Annotated in this window: 18 protein-coding genes; 13 read left to right on the top strand and 5 right to left on the bottom strand. The window is 47.7% G+C overall.

The annotated features are described in order from the left end of the window. Positions 1-54: 54 nt before the first annotated feature. Together U2F10_RS34640 and U2F10_RS34645 are read left to right on the top strand one after the other, a co-directional pair. Complete coding sequence (locus tag U2F10_RS34640) at positions 55-1,488, top strand: lipase family protein (RefSeq protein WP_499874704.1); 1,434 nt, start codon at positions 55-57, stop codon at positions 1,486-1,488. Between the two features lie 25 nt (positions 1,489-1,513). After that, positions 1,514-3,043, top strand: a complete 1,530-nt coding sequence (locus tag U2F10_RS34645) for a lipase family protein (protein ID WP_499057764.1) — start codon at positions 1,514-1,516, stop codon at positions 3,041-3,043. A 53-nt stretch (positions 3,044-3,096) separates the two neighbouring features. Here U2F10_RS34645 and U2F10_RS34650 read toward each other — a convergent pair whose 3' ends face one another. Continuing rightward, entirely contained in the window at positions 3,097-3,981 is an 885-nt protein-coding gene (locus U2F10_RS34650) for an alpha/beta fold hydrolase (RefSeq protein ID WP_163666387.1), read from the bottom strand. Positions 3,982-4,040: 59 nt separating this feature from the next. Here U2F10_RS34650 and U2F10_RS34655 point away from each other — a divergent pair, with 59 nt between their 5' ends. Continuing rightward, positions 4,041-5,471, top strand: coding sequence for a lipase family protein (locus tag U2F10_RS34655; protein ID WP_499874706.1), 1,431 nt, complete (start codon positions 4,041-4,043; stop codon positions 5,469-5,471). Positions 5,472-5,547: 76 nt separating this feature from the next. On the opposite strand, the gene U2F10_RS34660 is transcribed toward U2F10_RS34655, so the two are convergent. Beyond that, entirely contained in the window at positions 5,548-7,146 is a 1,599-nt protein-coding gene (locus tag U2F10_RS34660) for a hypothetical protein (RefSeq protein WP_499057766.1), read from the bottom strand. Between the two features lie 791 nt (positions 7,147-7,937). On the opposite strand from U2F10_RS34660, the gene U2F10_RS34665 reads away from it, so the two are divergent. Continuing rightward, complete coding sequence (locus U2F10_RS34665) at positions 7,938-8,531, top strand: Uma2 family endonuclease (protein WP_499874708.1); 594 nt, start codon at positions 7,938-7,940, stop codon at positions 8,529-8,531. A 243-nt stretch (positions 8,532-8,774) separates the two neighbouring features. Here the strand turns inward: U2F10_RS34665 and U2F10_RS34670 are convergent, their stop codons facing one another. Both U2F10_RS34670 and U2F10_RS34675 read right to left on the bottom strand, forming a co-directional pair. Next, a complete protein-coding gene (locus U2F10_RS34670) occupies positions 8,775-10,238 on the bottom strand; it encodes a transposase (protein ID WP_499870799.1) in 1,464 nt (487 codons plus the stop codon). 70 nt (positions 10,239-10,308) lie between these two features. Continuing rightward, positions 10,309-11,061, bottom strand: a complete 753-nt coding sequence (locus tag U2F10_RS34675; protein WP_499874709.1) for a RecB family exonuclease — start codon at positions 11,059-11,061, stop codon at positions 10,309-10,311. Positions 11,062-11,152: 91 nt separating this feature from the next. Between U2F10_RS34675 and U2F10_RS34680 the strand changes: the two genes are divergently transcribed. From U2F10_RS34680 to U2F10_RS34720, 9 genes are all read left to right on the top strand, one after another. Next, positions 11,153-11,359, top strand: coding sequence for a hypothetical protein (locus tag U2F10_RS34680; protein WP_250566040.1), 207 nt, complete (start codon positions 11,153-11,155; stop codon positions 11,357-11,359). Between the two features lie 392 nt (positions 11,360-11,751). Next, positions 11,752-13,386 (top strand): LA_3751/LA_3752 family putative glycosyltransferase, encoded by a 1,635-nt coding sequence (locus U2F10_RS34685; protein WP_499874710.1) that lies wholly within the window; start codon positions 11,752-11,754, stop codon positions 13,384-13,386. A gap of 486 nt (positions 13,387-13,872) precedes the next feature. Then, positions 13,873-15,699 (top strand): fatty acyl-AMP ligase, encoded by a 1,827-nt coding sequence (locus tag U2F10_RS34690; RefSeq protein WP_499874712.1) that lies wholly within the window; start codon positions 13,873-13,875, stop codon positions 15,697-15,699. A gap of 91 nt (positions 15,700-15,790) precedes the next feature. Beyond that, positions 15,791-17,605: an acyl-CoA dehydrogenase family protein gene (locus U2F10_RS34695; protein WP_499874714.1), complete on the top strand. Its 1,815-nt coding sequence runs from the start codon at positions 15,791-15,793 to the stop codon at positions 17,603-17,605. Positions 17,606-17,698: 93 nt separating this feature from the next. Beyond that, positions 17,699-17,998 carry an acyl carrier protein gene (locus tag U2F10_RS34700; protein ID WP_163671256.1) on the top strand — a complete coding sequence of 100 codons (300 nt, stop codon included), beginning with the start codon at positions 17,699-17,701 and terminating at the stop codon, positions 17,996-17,998. A gap of 27 nt (positions 17,999-18,025) precedes the next feature. Continuing rightward, the gene (locus U2F10_RS34705) at positions 18,026-19,486 is read left to right on the top strand and encodes an MBOAT family O-acyltransferase (protein ID WP_163671257.1); all 1,461 of its coding nucleotides are present in this window, start codon (positions 18,026-18,028) and stop codon (positions 19,484-19,486) included. A gap of 32 nt (positions 19,487-19,518) precedes the next feature. Further along, positions 19,519-20,781 carry a hypothetical protein gene (locus U2F10_RS34710; protein ID WP_499874716.1) on the top strand — a complete coding sequence of 421 codons (1,263 nt, stop codon included), beginning with the start codon at positions 19,519-19,521 and terminating at the stop codon, positions 20,779-20,781. Between the two features lie 106 nt (positions 20,782-20,887). Further along, entirely contained in the window at positions 20,888-22,735 is a 1,848-nt protein-coding gene (locus tag U2F10_RS34715) for a DCC1-like thiol-disulfide oxidoreductase family protein (protein ID WP_499874718.1), read from the top strand. 236 nt (positions 22,736-22,971) lie between these two features. Then, the gene (locus tag U2F10_RS34720) at positions 22,972-24,441 is read left to right on the top strand and encodes a glycosyltransferase family protein (protein ID WP_499874719.1); all 1,470 of its coding nucleotides are present in this window, start codon (positions 22,972-22,974) and stop codon (positions 24,439-24,441) included. Positions 24,442-24,678: 237 nt separating this feature from the next. Here U2F10_RS34720 and U2F10_RS34725 read toward each other — a convergent pair whose 3' ends face one another. Then, positions 24,679-25,806 (bottom strand): ABC transporter permease, encoded by a 1,128-nt coding sequence (locus U2F10_RS34725; RefSeq protein ID WP_499874721.1) that lies wholly within the window; start codon positions 25,804-25,806, stop codon positions 24,679-24,681. Between the last annotated feature and the right edge of the window lie 2 nt (positions 25,807-25,808).

Genomic DNA, 25,808 nt, shown 5'->3' on the forward strand with positions numbered 1-25,808 from the left:
TTAGATCTTGGTCAACGGCCTCAGCCCAAAATTAACCAGTTGAAGGAGAACCCAATGGCAACCACAGATGCGTCGGCTTACAACAACGGAACTTATAGTTTTGAGCAACAGATATTTTCCCTATCGTGGTCCACTATTCTCAGCTTTAACTTCAAAGGTGAAGCCTCTGAAATTGCCAGCCAGACAAAAGAGTCGCTGGTAAATGTATTAGAGGACAAAGAGATCCAAAAGTTGATCGGTGTTTGGAACCTGGTCTGGGGACCAGGAATTTATGCCGATTCGTTTGTGGGGGAAGAAAAATCACTCAACATGATGTTTATTGCCATTCCAGAAGGTGATCCTGAGCAGGCGGTGGTTGCGATCGCTGGCACCAATGGCAGTTCCTTAATGGATTGGATCGTTGAAGACTTTAACGTCAAAGAAACCGTGCCCTGGCCCTATGGTCCTTCGCAAACAGAGGCACAAATTTCCAAAGGCACCTACTTTGGGTTAGACAAACTAGTTAACCTTGAAAGTGTTGACCCAACAAGCAACACTTCAATCACGGCCCAACAATATTTATCTACCAGACCATTCAAAAATATTATGGTGACTGGACATAGCCTTGGCGGAGCCTTGTCACCCTGTTATTCTCTTTATTTAGATGAAACCCGTTCCCAATGGGATCTATCGGAATCTACAATCATCAGCTGTTTGCCCACGGCTGGCCCCACCCCTGGTGATCGCAACTTCTCCAAATATTACGACAATAGACTACTGGAAACGACCAATCGGCAATGGAACCTGATGGACGTCGTTCCCCATGCCTTCAATACGGAGCTGTTAGCCCAAGTCCCTGACCTGTATGAACCAGATCTCTCTGCCAGTGTGGGCATCAAGCTGTTAGTTCGTTGGATTCAACGAGATACCAAGAGCCTGGACTATCTCAATGTCGCTCCTCAGGCAGCAGGTTTTTCATCCCAGTATTACAGCTTGTCTGACTTTATAAGTAATGATAAATATAAAGCCATCGTGGAAGACATTGAGGAGGCCATTCAAACATTTGAGGAAGAACTAAAACCATTTGAGACCCCTAGCTTTGGTATCGGTAGTATCCTTGAGTTTCTCATTCAGGCCTTAATCCAGCATACGATCGGGTACATCGCCTATTTTGACATTGGCGCCTTTTCCCAACTCCTGACTCCAGCATCTAAACAGTCCTCAGCTTTGGTATCTAAACCTGAAGATGGGAGTGGCCGCTTGCGGAAGTCGCTTGAGTTATTAACGAAAAAACCAATTCTTCTCGATCTTGGTCAGCCCACCAGGCGCAAACTTGACGAATTGCAAGCAGGAGAAGGCCCACTTTGGGATGCGCTCCTGGCGAAAGTTGACCAAATGAATCAAGACAAGCCCAACCAGGGCGCTCAGCCCGTAATCTTTTTGGTTGAAGATCAGACGAGTACCCCCTCTAGTGATCATTGTTGGTCTGGTGGTAGCTCAGGGCGTTGATCGGTGGGTAGTCCAACTGATTTCTATGAAAAGTCCTCAAGATAATGGGATCACGGCCCAGCAATATTTAGCCAGCAGCTCATCCAAAAATAGCAAGGAGAACTCAATGGCAACCACAGATGCGTCAGCTTACAACAACGGAACCTATAGTTTCGAGCAACAGATATTTTCTCTATCGTGGTCCACTATTCTCAGCTTTGGCTTCAAAGGTGAAGCCTCTGAAATTGCTAGCCAGACAAAAGAGTTGCTGGTAAATGTATTAGAGGACAAAGAGATTCAAAAGTTGATCGGTATTTGGAACTTGGTCTGGGGACCGGGGGTGTATGCTGGTTCGCTTTTATCTGCTATTGTGCCAGACAAATCGCTCAACTCTATGTTTATTGTTGTTCCAGAAAGCGATCCTGAGCAGGCGGTGGTTGCGATCGCTGGCACCAATGGCAGTTCTTTGATGGACTGGATCATTGAAGACTTTAACGTCAAGGAAACCGTGCCATGGCCCTATGGTCCTTCGCAGACGGAGGCACAAATTTCCAAAGGCACCTACTTTGGGTTAGACAAACTAGTTAACCTTGAAAGTGTTGACCCAACAAGCAACACTTCAATCACGGCCCAACAATATTTATCTACCAGACCATTCAAAAATATTATGGTGACTGGACATAGCCTTGGCGGAGCCTTGTCACCCTGTTATTCTCTTTATTTAGATGAAACCCGTTCCCAATGGGATCTATCGGAATCTACAATCATCAGCTGTTTGCCCACGGCTGGCCCCACCCCTGGTGATCGTAACTTCTCCAAATATTACGATAGTAAGCTATCGAAAACGACCCATCGGCAATGGAATCTGATGGACATTGTTCCCCATGCTTTCAATACAGAGCTGTTAGCCCAAGTCCCCGACCTGTATGAACCGGATCTCTCTGCCAGTGTGGACATCAAGCTGTTGGTTCGCCAGATTCAACGAGATACCAAGAGCCTGAATTATCTCAATGTCGCTCCCCAGGCAGAGGACTTTCCATCCCAGTATTATCAGCCGGATGTCTTGATAAAGCATACTAAATCCAAAGTCGCTGAAGACATTTGGGAGTTCATCCAAATGTTGAATGCATCTGAGAAGACACTAGAACAAGACGGGGTTCCTACTTTAGATATTGGTAGTACCCTTAAATTTCTCATTCAGGCCTTAATCCAACATACGATCGGGTACATCGCCCATTTTAATATTGACGATTTCTCCAAACGACTGACGCCAGCATCCAAGCAATCCTCAGTGCTTGTATCTAAACCTGAAGATGGAAGTGGCCGTTTGAGGAAGTTGCTTGAGTTGTTAACGAAAAGACCAATTCTTCTCGATCTCGTTCAGCCCACCAGGCAGAAACTTGACGAATTGCAAGCAGGAGAAGGTCCACTTTGGGATGCGATCCTGACAAAAGTGGACCAGATAAATCAAGACAAGCCCAACCAGGGCGCTCAGCCCGTAATCTTTTTGGTTGAAGATCAGACGAAGCCCCCCTCTAGTGATCATTGTTGGTCTGGTGGTAGCTCAGGGCGTTAATCGGTGGCCCAACTGAGGTGATACCTGCAAGCGTTAGCCTTCCATACCTGCCTTTATACGGCTAGTGATAGTTTGAGAAATGAGTTTCTTTTCTCCCGCATGATCCAAGCATGGGCTCCGTGCCAGATCAAATGCCCACCTAAACGAATATTCGGAAGGTAAGCTTCAGAGATGCATCTGTATGCCCATTCTGCATGGGCGAATGGAACTATGGGATCTGCTCGATCGTGCAAAATTAAGGTGGGACAAGCAATGGTGTCTAATGCAACACTCTCATCGCCAACCATCATGGCTAAGTCATTCAGATAACCAGCTGGCTTGGCAGCACAATCGACTCCCATGGCTGACATTGCCGTTATAATTGTTAGGACATCAGGATCTTGCTGAATGTCGTAAAATCGGGTTCCACTTAAACTTTCGATGCATGACATTGGGTTTAATTGTACGTGTTGCCAATATTGTCTGTTGTGCCAGCTCAACAGTGGTTCGAAGATGCTGTGTCGAAACAGGCATAGCAACTGACCAAGGCCGTTGGGTAACCACATGCCGTTGTCCCATCGATGGGATTGGGCACATTGTAGAACCAGGGCAGCAGTGTAGTCTGGATAACGACAGGCGAACTGTGCCGCAGGCATACCACCACCAGATGTGCCGATAACCGCGACGCGATCGACGTTGAGATGATCCAACAGATGGGCCGCTAAGTCAGCGCAAAAAGTAGCTGAACCGCGACGCCCCAATGTTGTCCCATAGTAGCCCGGTCGATTTGGAGTAATTAAACGATAGCCAGCATCCAGCAATGATTGTTCAAATAGAGCCACAACACCGTTGCCACATCCGGTACCGTGGAAATAAAGGATCGGGGGGCCGGTGCCAATGTCACAATATTCAATGGTGCCGATTGCTGATTCAAATTGTTGTTGAGGAATCATGGTCATTACTCTTGCCAAATAACGCTTGAGGTCAGCGACAAATCCGCCTATATGGGAAAAAACAAATGACAACTACCGATACTTCAGGGTACAACAACGGAACCTATAGTTTCGAACAGCAGATATTTTGTATCTCGTGGTCAACTATCCTTAGCTTCAACTATACAGGAGAGGCAGCTGCGATAGCTAAACAAACAAAAGCCATGTTGACCAAGGTATTACAGGACGAAGAGATCCAAACGTTAATCGGGGTTTGGCATTTGGTCTGGGGACCGGGTGTGTCTGTTGGTTCGTGGGCTGGGCCAGGCAGAGCGGTCAATACGATGTTCATTATTGTGCCACAAACAGATCCCAGCCAGGCAGTTATTGCGATCGCAGGAACCAATGGTAAATCCTTAATGAACTGGGTTCTCCAAGACTTTAACGTCAGAGAAACCGTACCATGGCCCTATGGCAAAAAATCCAATGTGGCGTCTATTGCATGTTACCTTGGTCCTCATTGGTGTGGGCCCCAGAGGGAACCACGCATTTCTAAAGGAATCTCCCTGGGGTTAAAAAATCTGGTCTCCATTAAAAGTCCTCAAGATCATGGGACCACGGCCCAGCAATATCTAGCTAGCAGGCCATTCAAAAATATCATGGTCACCGGACATAGTTTAGGGGGTGCCTTGTCACCCTGCTACTCCCTCTATTTAGAGGATACTCGCTCCGAATGGGACACAGACGGCTCTACATCGATTAGCTGTTTACCGACAGCCGGCCAAACTCAAGGTGACACTAACTTCTCCAAATATTATGACAGCAAGCTGTTGGCTACAACCAATAGACAATGGAACTCGATGGATATGGTTCCCCATGCTTTCAACAGCGAAATGCTCGACAAAATTCCCAAACTATACAAACAGTGCGATTTGCAATCTACTCCGCTTGTAGATCTACTCGTTTTCTTACTTAAACAATCCACAAGGAAGAATAACTATCTAAACGTCGCTCCCAACACAAAAGGGTTTGAATCAACCTGTTACGATTATGATATTAATAATATGAGAAGTCAGTACCCAGCCACCTCTGACGAAATTGACCAAGTCGTCAATGAACTAAAGAAGGATCTAGACCTATCGGAGACCAATAAAAATCATACTAATACCATTAATTTTCTCACTGAAGCCTTAATACAGCACTCAATCGGTTATATCGAATATTTTGATATCGGAGATTTTGCCCAACGCATGGATGCAATCTCCCAGCGAACTGTGACTGTTATGGCCAGACCCACAGAGGCAGGTGTTCGCATCCAAACAGTCCTCGCGTCATTAAACACAACCCCCATTCTGATGATGGAGCTTGGTCAACGATCTAAGGACAAAATCGACGATTTAAAGGAAGGTGAAGGTCCGCTTTTAGACGAGATCCTAGAAAGAGTTAGTCAGTGGAACGATGGCACACCGATGGAGAACTCTCAGCCCCTGATTTTCCTGATTGAAGAAGGATGGTAGTCCACTAAATATTGCACCACCCCCGACAGAGCCGGGGGAGATAATGCCTACTTTTGTGTTGATTTTAGTTGAAACGTCAAAACCTGAAAATACTCAGAAGCCTTTCTAAAAAGGACTTCGAATCTGACGATGGTTCTGGCACCTGTCCTGTCCGAAGCATTTGTAATCCACGGTCTGTATATTGGATCGTACTTTCAAAGCCAAAAGATTCACAATAGCCCACACCGTCAGGCAAATTTGGATCAGAACTATAATACGTGACCGGTAGCTCACTAAACATCGACCAATCATTGATATTGATTGCACCATCCCCCGCCCAGGCACTCGCGAATCCATCCAGCAACGGCTGCGAATTATCCCCCAGGATCAAGTACTTCCAAGTTGTGGGCATAATGGCACTGGGTCGATCCGGGCCAGGCTGACTGGCCACGGTCGGATTGACGTGAAAATCCCCCAACATGATGGACGACCCTTGGGGTGTACTCGCTGTGGGAAATGATGTCACCTTCCATTTTCCATCATCGATTGTTGCATAGACACCAAACGGTGGAACAAGGTTGATAGAAAAATTGTTGATATTCACACCCGCAAAGATGGCGGCATCTTTGTTGTCAAAATTAAACCACTGCCAGGCCCAGCCAACAAAGGGTCTCGGATCTTCAAGGTAAGGGATAGGATTAACGGCACCGTCCGCATTTTCAAGGCTAGTTGGCATGGCTTGATGCACTATGGTTCCGGTTCCAGCAGTAATCTGATAGCGCTTGCCTTCCACCATTAACGAACCCGAAATCTTCAATTGCGGCCAGTTGACCTGGAAGCCCGTCGGGCCAGCGGGTCCCTGCAAGAAAAATGCGGTCTCCGGTTGAAGTTCTTCAAGACAATCTACCATCAGGTCAAACGTTAAATTCTCTCCATCGTTGACCTGGGCCTGCAAAGGTAGAACATTCTCAGTGCCACTAAAAGAATCAGGGCCAACAGAAAAAATAAATGGCTCACCTGTCTTGCTGTACTCCAGTTTTCCACCGACAATCGGCCATTCTAAAAGACGACTACGACGGACTTTTTTTCCCTCCAGACTCTTCTCACATTCGAAGACCAGGTCTTCCCCAGCTCTAGAACTCTGTTCTGGGCCACCCTTTACTGAACTTTTCGCATAGGTACTTGCCAAAAACGGCATTTTCTTTTTCTTTTTCGGCGGAGCTAACACTGCAGTGGCCATCACCGACCCCACCAACGTATCCCCATCAGACCAACCCGCACTCTTTTGTGCGCTCAGACCGACCATGCGATTCTTTTGCATCCACATCGCTATGCCGATCTTTTGAGGGCGACCGTCGGGATCTGTCGTATCCAGATTGGCCGCTAAAATATAAAACTCCATGCCTCCAATGTCTGGGTGAATATGATGATCTGCCGGAAATTCCATCTGGTAACCAGATGGAATAGCTTGCATGTCGAAACATGACCCTCGCTGAAGGAAGGACGTAATGACGGATGCGATATCTGCCGGATAACTTGTCTTATCAAGATTCTCTGCTGCCTGCCTCATGACAGAAAAATGGGGAATCTTTAGCGGCATATCCGTGCACGGATTGGTGATGGTCGCGACCTGGTTACTAACCGAATCTAAGTAACCAGGGATTACCTCGTGCGGACGTTTCTTATTTAGACTCATAATAGGACTTTTCCTATGAAATTGATGAGTGCATGAGATTGAATAGGATAGGGCAGAACAGTTAATCCAAGTTTCGCTATACCAATACGATTGATTGCTATGTGGAAAAAGTTTTTTAGCTTAGATAAGTAAGAGAAAACGTGGTTAAACAGTTTAAATCTGCTCTACTTAAGCTTACCTTACTTAACTACTGAGCGCAAAGTTAATGTTGCATTTTTGTCGTTTTTTTAAGCTACCAATGAAGGTATTTTAGAGTTTTTCCCTGCCCTATTTTATCAGCCCATAATTTAGACAACAGTAGAGCAGGCATACTCTTAGATAAAACAACCCCTTGTTGTTTTTGGAAAGCCATCCGAACGATCCATTCGCTATCGCAATGTCAGTCTCGGGAGGTGAGTAATGACTCTGGGAACAGAGACGACATTGAAAAACGAGAAATTGACGACGACGCATTTATTGTTTAACCCCCATCTGGAGAGAGTCTAATATCCAACAGTTTTATCACTAGCCATCGTGAACTCACGCTTTATGAAATTTCCTTTGACAGTGCTTCAATCTGTGCAGGATTTTTCATCGGAAAAACGAGCTTTACGTATTGGCGATTACCTACCTGATACTCCACAGGAACCTCGCGAATTTTTCTTAGTTAAAAATCGTGGTTTTCGTCAAGTGATATTTTGTAATCGACTATGCTAATGTCCAACGTTCAGATGCCGATGTAATAATTTTAGACGTCGCGATCGCACTCCCTAACTACGCCATAATATAATCAGCCAGCCACCCCAAAAATTATGATTGCCGTACCCCCGCCCCAAAAAATGACCACCGCCGCCTACCTGGACTGGGAACCCCAGCAGGAACTGCGCTACGAATTTGTCAACGGCAGCGTCTATGCAATGGCCGGGGGCTCCTTACCCCACAACGACGTCGCCATCAACCTGCTTACCAAACTACGACCCTATACTCGCGAACAAGGTTGCCGCATCAACATGGCCGATGCAAAAGTCAACATCACCCCACAGATTTATCGCTATCCAGATTTAGCCATCAGCTGCGACGAACGCGACAAAACCGCATTGGATGCCCTGCGGTACCCAAAACTTGTTATCGAGGTCCTGTCGCCCGGCACAGAAACCTTAGATCGCAGCGAAAAGTTCAGAGAATATCGCAGTTTGCCCAGTTTAGAAGAATATGTCCTGATCAGCTCCACCCAGATTGAGGTGGAAATTTATCGGCGAGGAGAAGGGCGACTGTGGCTATATACCACATACCAGGCTGAGGATATCATCACCCTAGAGAGTGTTGGGTTTGAGTGTCCAATTGAGTTACTGTATGAGCAGGTAATTTTGGAAACTAACGCAGGGGAGGAAGAAGAAAGGGGGTAAGGGAGAAAATTGGTATCTTTTTAGCAAAGGAAACACAGCAATACATCCTTACCCCCGTAAACAGTCCACCAAGACAATAGTCAAATACCCAAACACAACTGCAACCGCCGTATCTTCTGCCGCACCTCCGGCAACGGCTCCGGTTCAGCCTTGGACTTTTAACAAAAAAAGAGGCAAGAGCTTCTATCTCTGCCGATTGCAGAGTGTGTTGTCACCGGGCAACATGAGTGCAAGCAATCAACGTTAAGCTGCTTTTTTCTTCTTTTTCAGTCTAGCCCGCCCCCGTTTGATAATGGGTCGTCTCGGTCTGTGAGGTAAGGTGGTTCCAACGGTGCGCCCCGGAGATTTACCTCGGGGTTTGGACTCAGCAGCCGGGGTGCCAATCTGCCGAATAATTCGCGTGAAGTCACGCTGAACCATGGCTGGTGTGCAATGGTGTTGAGTGTAATCGGGTAAAAATCGTTGCCACGGTTGCGGGAGTCCCTGAGCCAACAAGCGTGCCATCCACAATTGAGCATAAGCTAACCAGGAGAATTGAACCCAGGCTTCCTCTTGAGTGACATCAGGGGTTTGCAGGTCATTCATCATGAGGTTCTGCTTCGTGAAGCGAATGCCGTGTTCAAGATTGAAACGCTCGGTATAGCCTTGGTAGGCATTGCGGGTATCTAGCGGTCGCCGAGAGTGGCCAAAGACGATGAGCCATTGGGGTTTGAAGATGCGGTGTCCGGTGGGGTCAGTGAGCTGTACTTGGACAAGGTCAAAGGGGTGAGCATGCATGGGTTGGGCGCGTGAGCCTTTCATCAGCAGATCATGCCAACGCGTTAAGGTAACGGTCCGAAGATGGCCTTTGGTAGTGGTGGTTTCAAACCTGATTTGCTCGTCAGGGTCCCCCCACGTGGTCTCATCTTTGAGGTCGAAACGCAGGCCATACCAACGAGGATGGCCACGCCGTTTCTCAGTAGATGCCTGCGGTACCCGATAGAAGACACGATTGGCACGACTGCGGGTGACAATCACTCGATTTTCCTGAGTGCTGAAGGGATAGAGAAATCGGCGATGGCTATAATCACTATCGACCACCAGCACACACCGCTGCCCATGCCAGGGGACGGTTTCGTCATTGAGCAGACGCTCTACCTGCTGCTGCCCCACCCCGACCTTGCTCTCAAAACTGGTGACCCGTTCCACGCTGAGCGGAACAATCCAACGACGCGCCCCCGTGACCTCAGCTTCGGGGATAGCGGCCATCAGTGAATAGTTGTGCCCCAAGGTGATCGGTTTTTGGCCTGCCACCACCGTGGGTTTGTAGACCGACTCACGATCCTTAAGAGTGATGGCATGGGGGCGACTCACCGGAGTGACATCCACACCAAATAACCAATAATCCCGATGGGACGGGGACGGTACCCCCTTGGCAATTGACTGTATCCACGTCTGAGGAAATCGAGACTGAGGAGGACTCCCGTCAGGTTGGTCTGACGCGCTCACCTCATCGCGGGTTACCCCCAAGGCTCCGATAGCCGCATATAACGATCCATACTCTCGCCGAAACAGAGGGTTGAGGCTTAACTCAACAACAGACCTGGCATGGGTATTCCCACACAAGGCATCTAACAAATCCATCAGACTATCGGAGCGTTGATTGAAACTAGCGTAAACCTGATCTCGAAATTGGTTGAGTTGATTGATACGATCTTGCACATTCATGGCAATAGGCTGAGCTTCTTTTGGTTTTGCTCTTTATCGCCTATTGCCGCTTCCTAGTGCATTCCTCTCTTCAAATTTCTACAAAGTCCAATTCAGCCTCCACCGCCGAACAATACCTCGCATAGGCACACTGCCCACACTGCTCCCCACATCTAGGCTGCCAATCTTCCTCATCCAACAACCGCAACGCCAGCTCACCAATCACCGCTTCCACCTGACGCCGATGCTCATCGGTCACCCCATAGGTCACTCGCTCCCCCGTCCGCAAAAACAACAAACTCATCCGTCGCAACAACTTGCCATAACGCCGCTCTAACGCCAAACTATACAAACCCAGCTGCAAATCCACCATGTCAGCCTCAGGTACCCTCGGGTTCTTCGCCGACTTATAATCAATCAACTCCAACCCATCGTCTAAACTATCCAATCGGTCATAACGCCCCGTCAGCTTAAACTCCAGACCATTCACTTGGGTCAAACCTTGAATTCTACCCTCCGTTGCCAAGGGACGCTGCATCACCCCCAATGGCACAATCTCAGTCTCAAAATACCGCCACAGAATCTGCCACCCCGCTTCCACCTGGGCCGCCGTCAACGCACTAATCTGATGCTCCCAGCAATACCGTAGCCACCCCTCTGACGGTAACGGCTCCTGATAATGCCAATCCTGGTATAGCTGCGCCAGGGCACCATGCAAGGCCTTACCCAAAACCGCCGCGCCAAACATCGACGGCTGTTTCAAACCGTACTCATAGCGAAAATAATAGGCCCTGGGACACTGGGCATAGGACTTGAGTTTGGTTGCCGAGAGAAGATATGCCATAGCCAGCATTTTACTACTGACAGCCAGCTACAGCACAGGGCTTTATCAAGTTGTCATCAGAGAATGGAAAGGTTTCTAGAGACTCCTGCCCATGGGTCATACCGATCATCACTACCATAACAACAAGACTGTTGAACTTTTCAATCTACAAAGTCTTTCTGTAGAGTTGATAGCGTCTCTGTATAAGGCACTGGCCATGGGGACAATTGCTTCTGGTGGAGTTCGCGTCCTCAACTATGACACTATCAGTAGTCTGGCCATCTCTGAAGTGGCCAGACTACAGGTTAATAAACCTTAACCTATGAATTTCCCAGTCAGAAATGGTGGAATCTCAAACCCTTAATTACGTGTTTTAAGTGGCAACAGGATGAGTGTCTCGAAAAACGACAAGCACTGACAAAGCAGGCATATTTTTAATCGATGAGATCGCACCAGATCTTGAAATCAGTGGTAATGTTAAAAAATCATTGGCTTTCAACTAGAATATCTCGGTCTTTGGGACTTTTTGATTGCAGCATTTTTGTAGCTTTGCCTTGTATACTACATGGCCGTTGCATCAAGGTTTTGCAGCGTTAGCTATAGTTACCGGTCTCAGATTTCAGCTCAAACCTGAACAGGTTTCCCATGGCCAGATATTCGTAAATAAGAATTAATACCCTAAATCACGACAGTCATCGAGGAACTGCCGTTATGTATCCCTCTAGATCGAAGATATCCCTGGATGTTAAGTTCCCATGGCTTATTATCTTGGTCGGCATTCTATTTACCCTCAGTCTGCAAAAATATACCCAAGGGGGTGTATTTTTTAGTGGTGATGGTGGCCTTAAAGCCTTGCTGTCTCAACAACTGGCTGCAGGAAATTGGCATTTTGATTTACGCTTATCGGCCCCAGGCTGGGTTGTTGAATTATGGAAACAAGGGCTGTATCCCTTCACGCCTCCCTATGTCTATGAACGATTTGATAATTATTTCATTACCTTTCCTTTTCCCTTTCCAGCACTGACATCTATTTTTTACAGTGTTCTAGGCTACTGGGGGCTGTATGTTGTTCCTTTACTAGCCCTATGGCTAATCTGGCTAAGGTTCTTTCAGATTGGACAACAACTAAAGTGGAGAGCAGATGTGGTTGCGATCGCACTCAGTATCCTCATTTTTGCCTCTCCCTTAACCTTGTATGGAGCCATGTACTGGGAGCATACCCTAGCCGTAAGTTTAGCCTTTTGGGGAATCACCATACTGCTAGGGCCAAAGGGTGCTACAACCTCCAATATTCAGGTATTTTTATCCGGTAGCCTGATCGGTCTTTCCGTTTGGTTTCGCTCTGAATTTATATGTTTGGCCGCCATTGTAGTGGGACTTACACTTTGGCAATGGGTGAGTCCAAAAATGTTGTCTTGGCTACCAATACTCCAGGGTAAAGGCCGCTTGTTTATAAGTGGCCTTTTGTTGAGTATGTTGGTCTTTTTTGGGCTTAATCAAACGATTTATGGCCATTTTCTAGGTATTCATGCCCTTCAGGTGGTCGAAGAATCTTCCATTCGTCAGCAACTGTCCCAAGCCATGGCTAATTATCAACAGTTGCTCAATGCGTTAATCAAATATTTCCCATTTACCCTATGGGTACTGACGATTGCCGTTTTAACCAGATTTAGCAAGCCTCGATACTTTCGTTATCAGATCATCACAATATGGTTAATTCTTCTACTATTTACTCTGGTTGTTCCTCTGATTATTCCGCCTGGGGCTGGTGGCAAACAGTGGGGCGCTCGTTTCTACCTAATCCTGGTGCCACTACTTACCCTGATTGGCGGCACCTATCTCAATCAAGTGCTCACTTGCTTGAGGGGCTGGCGATATTATTTAACAATTAGTAGCCTAACTATCGTATTTTTAGCAGGTGCTTATCTCAACGTTTACAACGGTACCGTCGCCAACTATGGCGATCGCGCCACGGCCTCTGTTTCTCTCAGTCGCAACTATGGGCCGATCGCACCGGCGATTACTGCTATTACTGAGCATTCCAGCCCTTACATTGCCATGTCCCATCAGTTTGTCGCTCAGCAACTTTGGGTAGCAACCCCTGAAAAAACTTTTTTTCTGACTGAATCAACATCCGACGTTCGACAGTTGGCAGATGGTCTGTATGAACAGGGATATAGCCAATTTTTATATATCTGCTACCCCCATCGCCCTTGTCCTACCCCTGAAGAACCCGCTGAAAATTTAGTAATTTTCTCAAAGAAAATACCGTTACAGCTTAAATTCTCTTCGTTAGGGACATTTGGAAAGTACCCTGTGTACGATGTCATGATCTCAAAACTTTGAGAAAGCCACCAGGCTTTATGAGGGTTTCCCATCTTTTTGAGGTTGCTGGATAAATGCTGAAAGCTATGTCCTCATTGAATTTAAGATCCTAAATATTTTAGAGTTATGCTCTTTTTGTAGCGTACTACTCACTCACTACAATGGTTTACTTCAGTGGATACATTTAGACAATAAAGAACTTTATATTAGAAAAAACTGTATGTTTTTTCTGTGAAGAGCTTTCAGGCCTCTGGTCTCTTTCCTTAAGGTTCGTGCGATTATGACACCAGTATTTTCTCGCAGCAACCAACGGTATAAGGTCTTACATTCTTGCCTTCAGTCACTCAGGCTCTAGGTGCAGAACATTCTGGTTGCCCCTAATCTGCATAGTCGATTCTAAACTTCGCACCGCTATCTTTTTATTGATAGCTTTTCCAGCTTTTTAAGTGCGATCTCCCTAAGTATCATTTGTGATCAAATTCTTATTTGGAGCTCTGCTACATTGCCATGTTTCAGCTCTCTGTATCCCCAAAGCTCACGACCCTGATTGATCTGTTACGCTATCGAGCTGATAGGCAACCTGATCAGCTGGCCTATCAGTTTCTTGAAGATGGTAAGACCGAAACCGCTTGCTACACCTATCAACAACTTGATCAACAGGCTCGGGCAATTGCCGCCCGTCTCCAACAAGCTAAAGGAGAGCGAGCATTGTTACTCTATCCCCAGGGGGTTGAGGTTATGGCCGCTTTTTGTGGCTGTCTATACGCTGGGGTGATCGCTATTCCCGTTCCTCCTCCAGATGCTGGGCGTATGAAGCGGGCCCTGCCTCGTCTACTGGAGATTGTGAAGGATGCTGATGCTAGTTTAGTTTTGAGCAACCAACGCATCATCGATCTTCTGAAGAATAATCAGGATGTAGTATCTCCTCAGTTTGCACAGATGACCTGGTTCAACACCGAGCAGGTAGATTTACAGTTGGCGGAGCAATGGCAAGACCCCCAGGTAGATCAGCAGGCGTTGGCTTACCTGCAATACACCTCAGGTTCGACATCGGTGCCTAAAGGGGTCATGCTGAGCCACAAAAACTTAATGCACCATTCTGCCTATTTGCAACGGGCCTGTGGGTATACGCCCGAGGGGGCAACAGTTACCTGGATGCCCTATTTCCATGACTATGGCCTGGTGGAAGGATTAATCCAACCCCTGTATACTGGGGTGCCTTGCTATGTGATGTCACCCCTGGCATTTATAAAGCGACCTCAGCGTTGGCTGGAAGCCATTTCTAAATATCGGGCTACCCACAGCCAGGCCCCTAACTTTGCCTATGACCAGTGTGTCCGTCGGGTGAAGCCCGCCAAGCGAGAGGGGTTAGATCTGAGCTGTTGGAAAGCAGCAGGTAATGCGGCAGAACCCATTAACCCTCGCGTCATGGGTGAGTTTTTGGATGCCTATGCCCCCCATGGTTTTCGATGGACAACATTTGCCCCAGCCTACGGTTTAGCAGAGGCTACTCTCCTGGTCTCTAGTAAACGGGTGGGGACAGAGCCGGTGATTTTGTCGCTGAATGCCACTGCTTTGGAGCAGGGGGTTGTCGCTCCTGTCCAGGACGATGCTCTACTGAGAGATATTGTGAGTTGCGGTCAATTAGTCTGCGAGACTGAGGTTGTCATTGCTAACCCAGATACGTTAACTCGATGTGCTCATGACGAGGTGGGAGAGATCTGGGTGGCTGATTCGGGTGTTGCTGGTGGATATTGGCAACGGGTTGATGCCACCGCAGAAACATTTGGAGCAAGACTCAAGGATACACCTCAGGTTGGCCCCTACCTGCGCACAGGAGATTTAGGCTTTATGCGGGCCGGGGAGCTTTATATCACCGGACGTATTAAGGATCTGATTATTATTCGCGGTGCCAACCATTATCCTCAAGATATTGAGTGGACGGTGCAGCAGCTACATCCGGCTCTTCGTCCGAACTATGGCGCAGCCTTTTCCATCATTGATGAAGGAGAAGAAAAGCTGGTAGTGGTGCAAGAAGTGGAGCGCCAGCATCAGTTAACCATGACAGCGGACGACATTTTGACAGATATTCGGCAGGCTATTGCCGAAGCCCATGAATTACAGGTGAGTGCGATCGCACTCGTCAAATCCGGCAATGTTCTGAAGACGTCCAGTGGCAAAATCCAACGGCGGGCCTGCCGCGATCACTTTTTAGTCGGTACCCTAGAGGTCATTGCCGACTGGAGTGAGCATCCTCAGCTGACGGCCAGGATGAGGAGCTTTAAAAATGATGCTGACGCCCTGGAAAACCAGGTACAGATGGCATCTTCTTGATGGTTGTGGGTGCTACAGAATCAAGTTGTTCTATTTTATGACGATCAGGCCTTATTGCCTAGATTAAGTTCTCAATCCTAGCGACAGTTTTATGAAATCTCTTAAGCAATACTGGGTGGCGGAAGCCCTGGAGCGCTCCCTAGGCAACCCCTTTATTCCAGAGAACCCTCTCTCTTTTCAGCACATGGCCACCCTTGATGAACAAGAGGTCTTCCCTGAGGCTGAAATTAAGGGGCTCTATGACTGGGGATTACAACACTATTACATTCCCACTGACTGCGGTGGCAAATTTACCTCTTTTGAGGAATTTGTTGCATTTGTGCGGGTGCTCTCTCGTCGCGATCTGAATACTGCGATCGCATTTACCACCATGTTTTGGTCTTTCCTCACCTGGATGGCAGGTACGGAAACACAAAAACAACAGCTGGCTCGGTTTATGCAAGATGATTACGGCACCATGTGCCTGGCCTATTCTGAACGGGAGCACGGCAGTGATCTAGTCGGTGGCAGTTTAGTGGGAGAAAAAGTGCCTGGCGGCTATCGCCTCACGGGTGAGAAATGGCCCATTAACCGGGCAACTCGATCGGAAATCACCTTTGTGCTGGCCCGCACTGACAAAGCCGGAGGTAATCGAGGGCTGTCCCTGTTTATGCTAGACAAACGGGCACTTGATCCCACCAGTTTTGGCAACAACCCTAAAATCAAAACCCACGGTATTCGTGGAGCCGACATGAGCGGTATTTATTTTGAAGACTGTTTTGTCCCTGATGAAATGCTTTTAGGAAAAGAGGGGCAAGGATTAGAGCTAGCCCTAAAAGGATTTCAGATTACTCGGGCCTTGTGTGCAGCATTTTCCCAGGGTTCTGCTGATACTTGTCTGCGCACCACCCTCAATTTTGCCCTGAATCGTCAGCTCTACGGCAAGACCGTCTGGGATATGCCTCACCCCCGCCGTGTGTTGGTTAATGGATTCCTTGATATCCTGGCCTGTGACTGTGTCAATATTGCGGCGGCGCGAGGATTTCACGTTGCTCCCCGGCAGTTTAGCGTCTGGTCGGCGGTGGACAAGTATTTTGTGCCCGTCACCCTAGAAAAAATGCAACAGGATATTTCAGTTGTCCTGGGTGCAAGGTTCTATATGCGCGATGAGCACGACTATGGTGTTTTCCAAAAAATGTTGCGCGATAGTTCCATAATCAGTGTGTTTGATGGCAGCTCAGTCGTTAATCTCCATGCCTTGATCCTACAGCGACGGCAGCTAGCCAAAGCTCGCAGTCGGCGTAAACCCAAGGATTTAGTCGCTCTCCAAGCACGTTTACGCAACAGCTTTAATCTAACGACAGAGCTCCCTACCTTCGATCCCAGCCAGCTCGATCTGATCGCTCGGGGCACCGATGATGTGCCCCAGGGATTAGAATCCGCCCTGGCTACCCTGGAGGCCCTCGGCAACCCCCTAGATATAGATGAAAATGTCCTGGACTGTCTCAAGCAGCAGTACCAACAATTTCTGCAAGTCTTGGATGAACAGGATGAAGCCATTGTTGATGGTGCTTTTGAACATGGTCACGATCAGTCCTTTGAAGCCTTTGAAGAGGCCAAGCGGTACTGTTATATTCATGCTGCAGCGGCTTGTCTGCACATGTGGCTGCACAATCGCAGCCAGCTGGGAGATTTCTTTGCTCAAGGGAAATGGCTGGTGCTGTGCGCAGATCGATTGTTAGCCCAGCTCACCCCTGAGCAGCCAGCCATACCGTTGGCTTACTACGAAACCGTAGCGGAGGAACTGTTACGGCTCCATGGGGCTGACAAAATGTTGTCAATTGTGCCATTCCAATTGGCACCTAGGACAAGTTCTGTTAACGCTTCTGCTCCGATCAAATCCCCTGCTCCCATTTTGCAGGTTTAGATCTGAAAGGGTTTCTCATGTTCAAACTAGTTAAAGCTGTTGCCGTTTAGTTTACTCTCGTTAAGACCGTTGACCTTACATTAACTGAAACCTATGACATCTTCTACTACTCAAAACCCAACGGTTATCTCTCCGATTGAAGCTATTCAGACCTGGCTGGTTCAACAGCTAGCTGATGTGCTTTCCTTAGAGCCAACGACGGTAGACGTCACCCAACCTCTGACTCGCTATGGATTAGATTCCATCGATGCTGTGACCCTAGTTGCCGATTTAGAGGACTGGCTTGACCTGGAGCTACCGTCTACATTGTTTTGGGATTATCCCACCATTGCCAAAGCCTCTACCTACTTAGTCAATGAATTTGAGGTCTCGATAGATCCCAAGGATCTGTAGGGCAAATGCTACTAAGGAGACACCGTTTTGAATTTCTCTGAGTTTTCCTTTTGGTGGATTTTGCTGCTGTTCTGTGTCCCGTTTTTTACGGTGCGCTTGATTGGACAGGTTTTTAACCTTTGGCGTGGCGTTTTTGACACGGTGGGGATTGCGGCTCTATCGCTACTGCTGTTTTTCAATGCCAGTGCCACCAGCTTTGTTGTCTTTCTGATCCAAATCCTGTTTAACTATTGGATGGTACGGTGGATGATCACCCGCCCACCCCAACAGGAACGACTCATTGCCACGTTGCTGATTATTTTTGACATAGGTGTACTGGTCTATTTTAAGTATTTAACCTTTTTTGTTGAGGATATTTTAGGATTGGCGGTTGTGGTGCCGGGAAATTGGCGATCGCAATTTCCACTGCCGGTCTTTGGAGGAATTCCACCTGGGGTTTCATTTTACACCTTTCAGATGGTGGCGTTTGTGGTGGATTCCCTCAAGGCCCGCCGTAAAAAGCCGATTGAGTTCATGGACTATGTGAACTTTGTTGCCTTTTTCCCTCAAATTGTGGCGGGTCCAATTGAGCGACGGTCGGCCCTATTACCGCAAATTTCTAGTTTTAGATTTAAGTTCACAGCCGATAACTGGGACTGGGGGCTGCGGTGGTTGTCCCTGGGCTTGTTTATGAAATTTGTCCTCGCCGATAACATTGCACCCTACATTGATCTGCAAGAGGCGGGGAATGCTTGGCTGGTTTGGTTTTATGCCTTTTTGTTCACGCTGCGAATTTATTTTGATTTTGCCGGCTACAGCTTTATGGCCGTGGGCATTGCCCGGGTGTTGGGGGTGCGTCTAACTGTAAATTTTCTAGCCCCCTATACCTCTCAGAGCATCAACGAGTTTTGGCGACGCTGGCATGTTTCCCTAAGTACCTGGTTTCGTGACTATGTGTTTTTACCGCTCATGGGGTCTCGAAAAGCCTGGGCTCCTGCTTTTCTGTTTGCGACGTTCACCCTCTCGGGATTCTGGCACGGGGCATCTTGGAACTTTATTCTCTGGGGCGCTTATCACGGTGCTCTCCTCTTGCTCCTGCGCTATGCTGGTCGACCCTTTCAGAGAGTTGTTAACAAGTATGTCAAACGACCTCAAATTATGTCGTGGGCATTAACCTTTGGCTCAGTGGTGCTGGGCTGTTTGTTCTTTATGGAGTTGAATACGGCTCGGCTCGTCACTAAGTTGACCACATTGATCACACCCTGGGCGTATTCGTTAGCGAATCTCGGCAGCGCATTTAGTCAGTTCAGCCTGAATGAAGCCATGGCGCTGGGGCTGATTTTGTTGTTAGCTGCAGGTTTTTTACTGGTAGAGCATATTGCAGTTTGGCAAGAACGGTCTTTAGAATATGAGCTTTTTTTGGTGCCCTGGGTTTCTAAAGCCTTATTAGTGCTAACGATTCTCTTTGCTGCCAATATTCCATCTGAATTTATTTATTTTGAGTTTTAGAGCCCAGCGGCTATACAGGGGGGATCAGTCAGATGCAAGAGTCACTCAAGTTGTTACGCTGGGCTGCGATCGCAAGTTTAGCTTGGGGTGCTGGCAGCCTGTATAACGTTTACGGCGGTGGTGAAACCAGCTGGCTGCGGTCTATGTATCAGCGCAAAATCGCCCTGGCGCAAACTCTTGAATCTCCTAAGCTGATTGTCACCGGGGGGTCAGGAGCCCACTACACGATCAATGCTGAGGTGCTGGAGGCAGATCTGGGGCTACCGGTGATCAATATGGGCATTGATGGTCCAGTGGGGTTGAACCTGATCTTGCCCAGTGTTTTACCCCAGGTAGAACCGGGTGACACTGTTCTGTTAATCCCGGAATATCTGTTGTTAAACCATGAAAATGGTCTAGGTGAACGCTCTGGAGCCTTTGCCCTGGCAACGGGGCAGCCGTTAACCGGCAATATTCCACCAAAACAGTTGGCACAAAATGTGCTGATGTTGGGGGTGCCTTCACTGCGGGCAGTGGTGAAGTCTTCTATAGATTTGGCCACATTGGGGCGAGTGACGGGTTACTACGATGATCCCCTCACCGACCAAGGAGATCCAACCATCACCAAGGCACGCACTGGGGAATGGTGGCAGATGAAAATCAAACAACCGGCCACACCCTATGCCCTTGACCGTCTTGCTGAGTTTCGTCAGGAGGTGGAGGCCAAAGGCGCTACGTTGTTGTTGGCACTACCCTGGGTCTATGCTGATGCCGACGATTTAGAAACACAGAAAAATGTTGAGGCCACGGTAGATACATTATCAGACATTGCTCCTGTGGTGTATGACCCTGAAACATTGAACATTCAGTCCGATCCTAATCTGTTTGCCGATACCCATTATCACCTGATGCCTGAGGCACGGAGATTGCGATCGCAAACCCTAGCCCAACAACTGCAACCGCTACTAGCTAAGGAATGGGAATCAAACAGTTTCAACTTTGCTGATGTTCAGATAGCCCTCACCCCAGCCCTCTCCCAAGGGGGAGAGCTACGGTATACACACATCTCGGCAGAGAGTTCAGAATCCTGCATTACCCCCCTTAATCCCCCCTTGGTAAGGGGGGAAACTCCAGTTCTCCCCCTTACCAAGGGGGAGTTAGAGGGGGTGAGGCAACCGCAAACGCTAGTTTCCAATACTTGTGTGTACATGGCAGCCTTGAGAGAGGAAGCCAGGTTTAAAGTCCTTCTTCCCCCTGGGGGAGAAGGATTTAGGATGAGGGCACAAAGCTGGACATTAAATAATTCTGATTCCTAACCAATAGGTCTGGCTAATAAAGCCAACAAAATTGAACCTATGAATCCACCTCAAAACTTGCTTATTCCTTAAACAGTCTCTTTGTCCTCCTTGCCCCTGTTGTTCCATGGCCGACACTGTTCCCCGCCCCGGATTTCTAGAAAAGCGCTATGGCCTAGATTTAAGGTCTTTGGCATTGTTACGCATTGGTCTGGCTTTAGTCATCCTGGCGGATCTGTTGACTCGTCTGGGTGATTTAGTCGCCCACTATACCGATGCGGGAGTGTTACCCAGGCAGGCAGCCGCCGAAATCTTACCCGATGGGTACTGGTCGCTTCACCTGATCAGTGGTCAAGCCTGGGTACAGGCCCTAATATTTCTGGTGGCGGTGATCTTGGCCCTGGCTCTGTTGGTGGGGTACAAAACGCGTTTAGCGACCATTGCCTCCTGGGCACTGATTGTCTCTCTCCATAATCGCAATCCAGCCCTGATCTTCGCGGCTGATGATGTTCTGCGGGCGATCATGTTTTGGGCGATGTTTCTCCCACTGGGGGCCAAGTATTCCATTGACAGTGCTCTCAATACCGCTGCCCAAAGCCTACCAAAACGTTTCTTTGGGGCTGCTAGCGTCGCTCTTATGGTTCAGCAGTGTTACATATATATGTTCTCCGCCTTCTTCAAAACAACCAGTTCCACCTGGTGGCCTGAAGGCAGTGCAGTCTATTATGCCTTAAGCTTTGACCAATATGTCACCCCCCTAGGAGCATGGCTCTTAAATCTGGGTGCTTTGCTCCCCATATTGACCTTTTTTACCCTGGTGTTGGAGTGGATCGGTCCGCTGTTTATATTTGTGCCTATCCGTACCGCTCTGTTTCGCAATATCGCCATCGTCACCTTTATTTTGCTGCACCTGGGCTTTGGTCTTACCCTTAACCTCGGCATTTTTCCAGCTCTGAGTATTGTTACCTGGCTTGTGTTTATTCCCACCTCTACCTGGGAACGGTGGGTCAAGCGCTGTTATGGTCGGGAGCACCATGGCCTGGTGATTCACTATGACGCCGACTGTGGCTTCTGTAAAAAAGTCGTGCACCTGATCCGCACGTTTTTACTCTTGCCAGATACTCCTCTCCGTACTACGCAGAGCGATCCTGATATCTTTGCGGCCATGGAGCGCCATAATTCTTGGGTAGTCGTTGATTGGCAGGGCAAGTATCACTATAAGTTTGAAGCGATCGCCTATGTGTGTAGCGTATCGCCTGTCTTCTGGTTTTTAGCCCCGGTGCTGCGTTGGTCACCCATGATGAAAGTGGGTACTCGGTTTTATGATGCGATCGCCAACAACCGCCGTAGGGCTGGTTTAGTCACACGTCCCTTCAAATTTAAGGCTTTTTCTGTCAGTGCTTCGTGGTTTGGCAACAGCCTGACGGCAATCCTGTTAATCCTTACCTCTATCTGGAACTTCCGCAGCATTACCCATCACCATGCCTTTGTTGATAATCCCCATCCAGCAATTCGTGCTCTCAGGCGTGTGACCAATAGCCATACCGCCAATCGGCTGCACATTCCAATGCAAGCGACGCGACTAGATCAGTCCTGGAGTATCTTTTCACCCGGTCCTCCCCGTGATGATGGCTGGTATTCTGTAGTAGGCACTTTGGCAGATGGTCATACCGTGAACTTACTGCAGCCCCATCAGCCTATATCTGCAGATAAACCCACCCTGGCTCAACGACAGGCAATCTACAAAAATCTGCAGTGGCGTACCTATTTTATTAATCTCAACCGTGCCCTAGGCCAACAACTCTATCCCTACTATGGAAAGTATGTTTGCCGCAGCTGGAACCATAAAAACTCAAACAATCAGCGCCTCAAACACTTTGAAGTATCTTTTACAAAGGAAAGAACTGTTTCTCGGGGTGAAATACAAACTACCGAAGAGAGCCAACCCTGGAGCCAGTCTTGTATCCCTAATTGAGTGCACAACGATACTGATATTCACCCTCAATGAGTCCGAACTGTTGTTTGTATAAAATGGCAGCACTTTAAAGATAGGATTGCCCGCCTCTGTCCAATATCTGAATAGGCCAAAAACGCTACAGGTTATTGTCTGACATGAAGTTACTCACCAAGCTTATTTTAATTACATTTTTATGGCTTGCTGTCATAAATCCCGGCACATACATTGGCCTAGATACTACGTTAAGGCTGCAAATGACCCATTCCTGGTGGAAAGGACAGGAAGAAGTGCTTGTGTCTTCCGAAACGCAGCCTAAACGACGGGGAGACATCCGATTTGGCGTTCAAGGCAGAGATAACAAACGGTATATTGCCTATGATGTTGGGCAATCTCTGCTGATGTTGCCTGGTGACTGGGTCGGGACACAGTTAGGACGTTTATTCCCCGCCATTGGAGAAACTGTGTTTCGAAATTTAGCCGTTCAGTTTTTAGTGTTTATACCTTTGAATGTAGCAGCTATTATCGCTTGCTTTTGGCTACTCAGGTTATTTCAGTTTAAGCAGCATGTAGCAACTTTGTCGAGCATTGGCTGGTTACTAAGTTCGACGGTGCTCCACTATGCTCAAATTCCCCAGCAAAATAATCAGATCCTGTTGTTTGTGACCATTGGATATGCATCTGCCCTAGCGGGTGTACGTTTTAATAAACTCTCCTATGTATTTTTAAGTGGCTTATGCTTGGGGCTCGCCATGCTCATTCGCACAACCAGCATTTTCCACGCTTTGACGGTCTTTTTGTTTTTAAGTGGCTGCGTTCTCTATCAAAAGCGGCACCTACCCAACCTGTTTAGATTTTCAGCGGTTTGGATCTTAGGGCTGGTTCCATTTACTCTGCTAGGCCGCTTTGTTGATTATCTGAGATATGGCAGTGTATGGGCAACGTCAAACAGTGAAATCTTAAAGCAGCTTGGAACAGATCCCATGTGGTCTGGCTTACCGCAACTTCCTGCAAATTATCCCTTTGTCAATCCACCTTGGATCGGCATTCTGGATACATTGTTCTCGCCAGCGAGAAGTATTTTTATATACGATCCACTATTTTTACCCTGTCTGATACTGACCATTGTCATCTGGAAAAAGATTTCTCCCTATGTCCAGCTGTACCTATTAACTGGGCTGCTAAATCTAGCGTTACATATATTGCTGACCAGTAAACTGGTGTGGACGGGGGGTACAGCCTGGGGTGCCAGATTTCATGTTACCTCTGTTCATTTGTTGTTAATACCCCTGTTGGCTCTGCTTGTACAACTGCTTTTATCATCCAGGCAATTGAAAAGATACTTAATTCAGGGTGTGCTTGTAATTGCTATTATGACCCAGTTTGCTTCTGTGCTCATGCAACCCAACTTGGAAATATATCAAAAAAAAGTTGGTTTTCCTGGAACGCGCTTTGATTTCCGGTTGATGCAGCGAGTTGCAAATATTGCTTGTCTTGTAGATGATTCCATCTACAAGGGATGTATTGGGCAAAATCCTGAAAAGAGGCAATATGTAGACAATTTAGATCATATCTTTATGTCGCCCTTTGTTTTAAGCCACCAAGCGGCAGATGATAATAACGTTGCCTTAAGCAAGCTATCGTCCATCGTTTTTGTACTTTGGCTACTAGCCCTCGCGACAGCTATTGGCCTCACATTTTATTCTGGATGGCTGTATGAGATTTAAGCTGATAAAGTTGTTGAAAATGAAGCCATGGAAAAACCACACAAGCTTTTTTTAGAAACGGATACAGCATATGTCTATCGTTTAGATTAGAATTTTCTAAAACTCTTGCTGACCCTGGAGATATTGCCCTAGTATTCTGTGGCGTAAGTTTGCCCACTATCCAATGTGGATGAGTCGATGGGTGGATGGGTGATGGGGTAACGGGGGAATTATTTAAGCGCGGGAGCCTTAAGGCGGCTAGCTCACCTGATGTCGAAATTGATTGGTGCTAATGGTAACTAAAACTGCTGCAAACACCAATAGAGCGATCGCATGGGGCCAGATCACCTCCAAACCTACACCCCGCAACAATACAGCCCGTAAAATTGCTACATAGTGACGCAGGGGATTCAGCAATGACAAATAGCGGAAAACCGCAGGCATGCTTTCGATGGGTGCGATCGCACCCGACAGTTGAATCAACGGCATATTGATAAAAAACGAGGTCAATATTACCTGCTGTTGATTGCGACAGAGTGTGGCCAGCATCATACCAATGCCAATCCCGACAAAGACATACAACCCCGACATCACTAAAAAGAGCAATAAGCTGCCCCGCAACGGCACGTTAAAAATAATATTGGCAACACTTAGTGCCAACAGTGCATCCCCCAACAACAGCACGAATAACGGCACCACTTTTGCCAGCAAAATCTCCCCGGCTGACGCTGGAGTCATCAAGAGCTGCTCCAGGGTGCCCGTATCTTTTTCCCGAATCAGGGCAGACGAGGAGACGATGGATCCAATTAACGTCAGGACGACGCCCATCATGGCAGGTACAAAAAACCAGCTACTGATGAGTCCAGGATTGTACAAGAAGGTAATCTGTGGTTCAACAACACTGGGGATTTCAATATCATTCAATTGACGATTATATTGCTGGACAATCTGGGTAAAGTAGCCACTGGCAATTCCCGCCGTATTGGCATCCACGCCATCCACCATCACCTGAATCTCAGCCGATTTATCCTGGGACAAATTGCGATTAAAGCCAGGCGGAAAGACTACCCCCAAGGTGATATCTCCCCGTCGCACCTGTTCCCCCAGGCTCTGTTGACTGGCGCTATAGCGATCAACAACAAACACATCATTCCCGGTCAAAGCGGCCACCAGTTCACGGCTGGCCCCAACATTAACCTGATCCACAATGCCTAATTTCAAGTATTGCACATCAGGGTTTAAGATCAAGCCATAGAGTAACAGTTGCACCGTCGGTGGAAAAACTAACATAAACAGTAGCTTCTTATCTCGCAAGATCTGCTGCACCTCCTTCATGGCTAAGGCCCAGAAGCGACTGTTAAGTAAACGCTGGAACAACTTAAACATCA

The sequence above is a fragment of the Leptothoe sp. EHU-05/26/07-4 genome (assembly GCF_043421015.1).
Taxonomy (GTDB): Bacteria; Cyanobacteriota; Cyanobacteriia; order Phormidesmidales; family Phormidesmidaceae; genus Leptothoe; species Leptothoe turfae.